Origin of the sequence: Aphanothece microscopica RSMan92, from assembly GCF_046613545.2 — a bacterium.
In the GTDB taxonomy this organism is placed as follows: Bacteria; Cyanobacteriota; Cyanobacteriia; order PCC-6307; family Cyanobiaceae; genus NIES-981.
Map to the genome: position 1 here is coordinate 1 of NZ_JBKKKY020000441.1, position 509 is coordinate 509.

General features: G+C 53.4%; 1 protein-coding gene. It reads right to left on the bottom strand.

Annotation, left to right across the window (positions count from 1 at the left end):
• On the bottom strand, nt 1-331 hold a 331-nt coding region (locus tag ACLD7X_RS18445; RefSeq protein ID WP_425625492.1), incomplete at its 3' end, for a DUF6055 domain-containing protein.
• Between the last annotated feature and the right edge of the window lie 178 nt (nt 332-509).

The following is a 509-nucleotide window of genomic DNA, read 5'->3' on the forward strand; positions in this document are numbered from 1 at the left end:
TGTATAGCACCACGACAAATTTGTAGGTGGCTGCTTTTGTACCCGGCGCGTCGTTGACGAGGCCAAGATCCTTGCATCGACGATAGATGGCCTCCAAGGTATCGAGAATCTGTCGAGGATCAAATCGTAGGTCTTCTTCGGCCGTTTCGCGCGGATCGTTGGCTACGGCAGCCCCCCAAATGAGAAAGAAATTGTCGGACTGTGCTGTACGTTCAGGTCGAAACTGTCGGCCTTCTACTGTTGCGCTATCACGGATGTAGGCAGGAATGTAAGCTCTCTTCTGCCCAAAGGCCTTCGATGATGCGAATATGGCAAGGCAACAGGCGAACATGAGGGCAGGGCGTAGGTACATGGTGGTGGCTGTCGGTGGTCTTGGAGGTTTGGCCTGGTGGACAACCTACAACGGCAATCACGTCCCAACCAAATCGTCTGCGATCGTCCTATGGAACATCACACAATCCTCATCATCGGCGCTGGTCAGTCCGGTTTGTCGGTTGCCTATTACCTTC